This window comes from Vibrio sp. V23_P3S9T160 (assembly GCF_963886625.1).
GTDB classification, from domain to species: Bacteria; Pseudomonadota; Gammaproteobacteria; order Enterobacterales; family Vibrionaceae; genus Vibrio; species Vibrio anguillarum.
Genome location: NZ_CAWPDB010000030.1, coordinates 1 through 7,168 on the forward strand (window position 1 = coordinate 1; position 7,168 = coordinate 7,168).

Consider the following 7,168-nt stretch of genomic DNA (forward strand, 5'->3'; position numbering starts at 1 on the left):
CATATCAGCAGGGGAGATGATGAGTTTCGAGACCGGTACGCCAGGTTGCTCGGCCAGAGAGGCTGCTAGGGCAACGAGTCTTTGAGTACGTCTTGGGTCATTGAGGTGAGCTTGACCAAATTGCTTTTGTGCCCAGAGGGTTGGTTCTATATAAGTCATTCTAATCATCCTTGTTATTGCTTAGATGATCAGATCATGAAACATAAAATTAGTTCAAAAAAATCCCCAAGCAGAGGCTTGGGGATTTGTGTATAAGAGACAGCCCCTAACCCTCCCCTCAAAGGGGAGGGAATTTAAAAGCGATCACTGTAATCAGCACCTTTCGGCACCGAAACGAACGCTTTTATCAATCCTTTTTCAGGAAGACGAACGCGCTTTTGCCCATCCACCTTCAAGGTAGACGAGAGCGCTTTTAGTCCCTCCCCCTTCTAGGGGGAGGTTAGGAGGGGGTGTACTACAAACTCACACCAATATTGCTCACGCCTTCGTCGCGTAGCTCTTGGCGTAGGTCTTTAATCAAATCAATATCTCGCTCTACGGCTTCACGCAGAGGGCGGAAAATAGCCCACTGCACATCCCATTCGGCGCAAACCGCTTCATTTTGTTTTTGATTGTCGTTGGTGATCTCTTCGCCCGTTTGCGCTTCTTCTAACTGCGCCACTGTCAGCACCGACACCTGACTGATTTTTTGCATGTTTTCATACAGATAATCGCGATCAAGCAGGCCGTGAAGTAGGTGAGACAAAGCCACACACGCATCAATTGCTGGGTACACAGCGTAAACATCAAAATCTTCTGAGCTTGGAATGATCTCTTCCAACTTCTCCAATTGGTTCTCGAAATTGATTTTGGCACTTTTTACCGTGAGCAATTCCCAAACACTGTCGAGAATATCTCGATATACTCGCGTGTGAGCAAATTCAGTATTGTCGCAAAACATGGCATAGTTCGGGTACATACGTTCACACAAACACGCCATAAAAGTAATTTGTTGCCAAGGTTCAAATTTCTCAAGACGAACCTGCAGAGGGTTTTGTAGCATAATCACTCAATCGCAGCAGAAAAAGACAGCGGAAGTGTACTTGATAACCAACAGGGAAAAAAGCAAAGCCGATGAACAATTTCACTCATAAACTCTATATTCTGACCGAACACAACGATATTTATCGACAAGCGATTGAACAGGCGCAGTTGAGCGGCTTAGCCATCACTGACGATCGCAGCGAAGCAACCATTTTGCTGGCCGCACCACCACTGGCGGCAAAGTATTTGGACGATTTTCCGCAACTGGAATGGTTGCACTCGGAATATGCAGGCGTCGACACCTTAATGTCGCCACAACTTCGTCAAGATTATGAGCTCACCAACGTTAAAGGCATCTTCGGCCAGCAAATTGCTGAATACGTTCTGGGCAACCTGATTGCACACTTTCGCCACTTTGCTTGCTACGCGCAGCAACAAGCGGCTAAACAGTGGCAGACCCACCCTTATCAATCGATCAATGATAAAACCATGGTGATCCTCGGCACAGGCTCGATTGGCAGCCATTTAGCGAAAGTAGCCAAAGCCTTTGGTTTGCACGTGATTGGCGTCAACCGCACTGGCATTCCAGCTAAAAACGGGGGGTTTGATAAAACCTATCACATTAACGAGCTTGCTACTGCCCTCGCTCACGCGGAGGTTGTGGTCAGTACGTTACCCAACACGCCGCACACCAAAGGCTTGCTCAATCAAAGTACGTTGAGCTATTGCCACAATGCATTGCTGTTTAATGTCGGGCGCGGTAAAAACCTTGTTGAGAGTGATTTGATTGCACTGATTGAAGAGGGTCACATTCAACACGCTTACCTCGATGTATTTGAAAAAGAGCCATTAAGCGAAGATAACCCGTTCTGGACGCACCCTGCCATTAGCCTTACCCCGCACATCGCGGCGGTGAGTTTTCCTGAGCAAGTGGTGGAGATTTTCACCCGTAATTACGGCTTGTGGCGCGACGGGTTCCAACTTGAAAACAGAATTGATTTTGAAAAAGGCTATTAGGTCAAATAGCGGTTAATAATCAGCACTAAGCCTAGGGAAACATTAACTCAATGTTACTATAGACACGCAAACCACTTGCCATTGCTGTCGAGAATACACTGCCGCATCGAACACGGGTTAATGCGGTAAAACAGGAACGGTATCGCCTAATGACACAAGGAGCAAATCATGCCTTCAGCCATCACTTCGTGGCTACAATCACTGAACATTAATTTAGAACAACTGCTGCCGATTGCTGAAGCACTTGGGCTTATCGCGCTTATTTCTATCGTTATCCATTTAGTGTTGCACCGAGGGGTGAGCCTATGGCTACAGCGGCGCACAACCAACGCACAAGTTTTACAAAACATTCTGTTTAGCAAAAAGCTTTTCAGCCGCTTTGCCTTGTTAATTCAAGGGATTGTCATTTCAATCCAAACTCAGTTATGGCTTAGCCACGCCAGTGCGACTTACGAACTGCTGCATACATTGACCTTACTGTGGATTATTCTCTTTGGCCTATTAAGCAGTTACGCTCTGCTCAATGTGGTGGAAACGCTACTTTATCGCAGCGCAACCAGCCGTAACATTCCGCTCAAAGGCATTATTCAAAGCATCAAAATCATCGCATTTGTTATCGCCGCACTGTTTGCGACGTCGATTTTAATTGGCAAATCGCCAGTGCTACTGCTGAGCGGTTTAGGTGCGATGACCGCGGTCATCATGCTGGTATTTAAAGACCCGATTTTAGGGTTAGTGGCGGGGATTCAGCTTTCAGCGAACCAAATGCTAAGCGTCGGTGACTGGCTCGACATGCCTAAATATGGCGCAGACGGTAACGTCATCGACATTAGCCTGACCACAGTCAAAGTGCAAAACTGGGATAAAACCATCACCACCATTCCGACTTATGCCTTGATCTCGGATTCGTTTAAAAACTGGAAAGGGATGCAAGAATCAGGCGGCCGACGCATTAAACGCAGCGTATTAATTGATGCCAATAGCATTCACTTTCTGACGCCAGAAGAGCAAAGCTACCTACGCAAAGCACAACTCTTAGAGCCCTACTTGGCCGAGAAAGAACAAGAGCTCAACGCCTATAATCAGATGAGCCAACTCGATTTAGCCTGCCGCATCAATGGCCGCCGCTTAACCAACATTGGCAGTTTTCGTGCCTATCTAGAACGTTACTTGCGTAACCATCCCCAAATTCACCAAGGCATGACATTAATGGCGCGCCAGTTGGCCCCCACGCACGATGGTGTCGCGCTGGAGATCTATTGTTTCACCAATACGGTCGTGTGGGTAGAATATGAAGGTATTCAATCGGATATTTTTGACCACATTTACGCCGTGCTTCCTGACTTCGGCCTGCGCGTGTCGCAAGCACCAACAGGGAGTGACTTTCAAGCACTCGCAAGGTAAACATGACATTGCCTGAATTTCCTCCCCCTAATGGGGGAGGTTTAATCGTAAAGTGATCGAGAAGGGTTACAGTTTAAAGCGGTTAATTTCTTGTTGAAGCTCTTTAGATAAGCTAGAAAGCAATTCAGCTTGTTGGGAAGCTTCTTGCGCTTCTTTTGCCAGTTCATCAGACACATCACGTATACCTTGGGTATTACGCGTAATTTCCTCTGTGACTGACGCCTGTTCTTCTGCGGCGGTTGCAATTTGGGTTGCCATATCGCTGATCGTGCCGACCGCTTCACCAATTTTCACTAAGCTTTGCGCGGCCACGTTGGCATCTTCCACGCTACTTTCGGAAAGCTTGCTACTCTCAGTCATGATGTTCACGGCCTGAGTCGTGGTTTTCTGCAAGGTTTCAATCGTCTGTTGAATCTCTTGCGTCGAACTGTGCGTTCGTTGGCTGAGTACTCGAACTTCATCCGCTACCACCGCGAATCCACGCCCTTGCTCACCCGCCCTTGCCGCTTCAATCGCCGCATTCAGTGCCAGTAAGTTGGTTTGCTCAGCAATGCCCTGAATCGCTGACAAGATCGTATTGATGTTTTGTGCGTGCTGGTTCAAGTTCTCAATGACCTCTTTGGCCACCGTCATCTCTTTCGACAACTCACTGATCGACTGTTGAGTATTTTTCACCTGCTCAACGCCGTGGTTAGAAATTTTCACCGTATCCAAAGACGTGGCCGCTGTATTATCTGCATTGCCTGCAATCTCTTGCGTTGCAGCTGCCATTTCGTTAATCGCAGTGGCCACCATGTTGATTTCATCTTGTTGCACCATAATGCGTCGGGTACGCTCATGGGCTTGCGCTGCGGTGTTTTCTGCTTGCAGTGTTAACCCTTGCGACACTTCATGGAAACGCTTGATCATGCCGTGCATATTACCGACGAACTGATTAAAGTTATTCGCCAGTGCGCCTACTTCATCTTGATAACGTGGTTCAATGCGCTGCGTAAGGTCAGCATCACCGTCTGCAATTTCCGCCAATGCTTGGGAGACTCGGCCCAAGTCACGCAGTAAGAAGCCAACCAATGCCGAGAACACGATCACGACCAAAATTGTAATGGCGACTGATATCGAGGTTAACTGCATAAAGAGCGCGCCAATATTGGTGTACTCCACCTCTTTATCGAGCTCAATGCCGAGCACCCAGTCAGTCTCAGGAACGGCGGTAAAGAATAATAATTTTTCGACATCACCAACCATCACGGTTTGTATTTTATTCTCTGCCATTGAGCGGTCGATGACTTGGTTCGTTAGGTTAGGGCTATAAGAAGCCAGCGGTTTGAGAATCAAATCTTTATTACGGTGTGCAACAATTAACCCGGTATCACGGTTGATCAACATAGCATTTGATTTTGCCCCTGCATCAATCGCAATGACATCCTTCACCAATTGATCAATTAACACATCAGCACCAATAACGCCCCAAAACTGTCCGTTTTTCTTAATCGGTTCAGCGAGCGTTACCATCAAAGCGCCCGTGATCGCATCGGCATAAGCGGCAGTTAATATCGTGCCGGAGCTATTTTTCGCTTCTTGATACCATCCTCTTGTCCGAGGATCATAGCTTGAATTGTCTGCACCTCGAGACGGAATAGAACGGTGCATGGTGCCTTGCTCAGTGCCGAAATAAAGTAAATCAAACTGTGCGCCTTGCTGAGCTTGCTGTAAGAAAGGTAGTGAATCTTCCTTCATCGTGTGAGGGATCACCGCGCTAATAACTTTGCTACGAACATCCAACCATTGGGTAATCGAACTCGTTGCCGATTTCGAGATACCATACACCCTTTCCTTGATGCCACTCTCCGTTTCATCTTTCAATAAATTTGCCGACAGTAACGTCAACACCACCGCCATCACAATAACAACAAGCAAACTTGTCATTATCAACTTACCTTTTAACGATAGATTCACAACTCACCCCCATTGGTGAAATAGATTAGGTTTTGTTTGTAAGAATCGCCCACTACACATGTACACTTTGCACTCATACTGCGTCGTAATTAACCGACAAAAAATCCAAGCCACAGTCTAAGCCACAAAGCGTTATCGTTTAGTTGCTAATGGATACAAATCTTTTACACCTATTAAAAGTAAGTTACTGCTATTAACAATGCAATTAACACGGCAAAACATTGCGCTCAATCTATCACCTCATAACCTAAACTGCGCAACGTAGCAGCAAAAGCTTGCTTTGTGGTGGGCTCTCCATGAATCAAATGAATTTGCTTAGGCTTAGTCGCAATGCCCTCAATAAAGCGCAATAAATCGGCTTGGTCGGCATGGGCAGAATAACCCGACATACTGTGAACCTGTGCATTCACGAGTACGTCATCACCATCGATCATCACCGAGTGATCGCCTTGCGCAATTGCTCGGCCAAGTGTGCCTTGTGCTTGGAAGCCCGCAAAGATCACATCGGTTCTTTTATCAGGCAACAGCGCTTTTAAATAGGCCATCACTCGCCCACCTTCACACATGCCAGACGCGGCCACCACAATAGCCGCTTCCCCTTTTGAGGCTAAACGGTTGACCAATGCTTGATGGCTTCGATGATCTTGAACGGTAATACACTGTTCAAACGCAAGCGGATGCCTTTGTGCATCCAAACGCTTTTTCGCCTCTTTTCCCCACAATTTTTTAAACTTTCGGTAAGATTTAGTCACCTGTTGCGCCATGGGTGAATCTAAAATAATCGGAATATTGCCATCGATTTCACCGCTGAAGATCAATTGTTCAATATCAAACAGCAGCTCTTGTGTTCGGCCCACACTGAATGCTGGAATTAAAATGGTGCCACCGTCTTGTAAAGAACGGTTGATGATGTCCTTTAAGCGCTGCGCCCGCAGCTGCACATTGTCGTGGGTTTTGTTCGCGTAGGTTGATTCAATCAGCAGATAATCGGCGCGAGGCGGAGAGACTGGGTCTGGCAATAACGGTGTGTTACTGGGACCTAAATCCCCTGAAAACAAGACAATTTCATTATTTGGCAGTTTCACTTCAATAAACGCTGAGCCTAAAATATGGCCCGCAGGCGTAAAGCGAAAATAAGTATTGTCTAAATCACGAGAAATACGCTGCCACACGCCATAATTCACCGGCTTTATTTGTTTATTCAGCCTTTCTAATATTCTTGTACGCTGTGCTTGCCCTAAGCCAAGTTGAAGCTTTAACCCATCTTCTAACATTAATGGGAGTAATTCTGCGGTAGCGGGTGTGCAATAAATAGGCTGATGAAAACCAGCCGCTAATAACCAAGGTATACGGCCGATGTGATCAATATGCGAGTGAGTTAACAACAACGCCTGCAGATGAGTTAATGGAAAATCAATCGCCATTGGTCGGCTATCACGCCCTTGAAATAAGCCGCAATCAACCAAAATCCCTTTCTTCCCAAACCTCAGCTCATGACAAGAGCCCGTGACGGTCTCTTTTCCACCGTGGTGAATAATATCCATATTCTTCTCCTGAATTTAGGTTTGCTCGCATATTTAGCGGTCAAATAAACAACACAATATGGTTAATGTTTCGACAAAAAATATCACTCACTGTTGCAAAACGCGATGCCATCCTTATAAATTGATTGTATTAATTTCAAAATAATCAATATTGATTAATTTTCAACACCAAATACTCGGATATATATACATAAGAAGAATCGGTATACTGGGGATAATAAATG

6 protein-coding genes are annotated in these 7,168 nt (G+C 46.1%); 2 read left to right on the forward strand and 4 right to left on the reverse strand.

Annotation, left to right across the window (positions count from 1 at the left end; genetic code table 11):
• Nucleotides 1–150: IS4/Tn5 family transposase DNA-binding protein (locus tag AACU59_RS01865; protein ID WP_443280817.1), on the reverse strand; the 150-nt coding region annotated here is incomplete at its 3' end.
• Between the two features lie 304 nt (nt 151–454).
• Entirely contained in the window at nt 455–1,042 is a 588-nt protein-coding gene (locus AACU59_RS01870) for a YjaG family protein (protein ID WP_026028258.1), read from the reverse strand.
• A 71-nt stretch (nt 1,043–1,113) separates the two neighbouring features.
• Between AACU59_RS01870 and AACU59_RS01875 the strand changes: the two genes are divergently transcribed.
• Both AACU59_RS01875 and AACU59_RS01880 read left to right on the forward strand, forming a co-directional pair.
• Nucleotides 1,114–2,040 carry a D-2-hydroxyacid dehydrogenase gene (locus tag AACU59_RS01875; protein ID WP_094144613.1) on the forward strand — a complete coding sequence of 309 codons (927 nt, stop codon included), beginning with the start codon at nt 1,114–1,116 and terminating at the stop codon, nt 2,038–2,040.
• Between the two features lie 168 nt (nt 2,041–2,208).
• Nucleotides 2,209–3,444, forward strand: coding sequence for a mechanosensitive ion channel family protein (locus AACU59_RS01880; protein WP_094144612.1), 1,236 nt, complete (start codon nt 2,209–2,211; stop codon nt 3,442–3,444).
• Nucleotides 3,445–3,510: 66 nt separating this feature from the next.
• On the opposite strand, the gene AACU59_RS01885 is transcribed toward AACU59_RS01880, so the two are convergent.
• Together AACU59_RS01885 and AACU59_RS01890 are read right to left on the reverse strand one after the other, a co-directional pair.
• Nucleotides 3,511–5,400 carry a methyl-accepting chemotaxis protein gene (locus tag AACU59_RS01885; protein WP_094144611.1) on the reverse strand — a complete coding sequence of 630 codons (1,890 nt, stop codon included), beginning with the start codon at nt 5,398–5,400 and terminating at the stop codon, nt 3,511–3,513.
• Nucleotides 5,401–5,627: 227 nt separating this feature from the next.
• Complete coding sequence (locus AACU59_RS01890; protein ID WP_094144610.1) at nt 5,628–6,944, reverse strand: MBL fold metallo-hydrolase RNA specificity domain-containing protein; 1,317 nt, start codon at nt 6,942–6,944, stop codon at nt 5,628–5,630.
• Nucleotides 6,945–7,168: the final 224 nt, after the last annotated feature.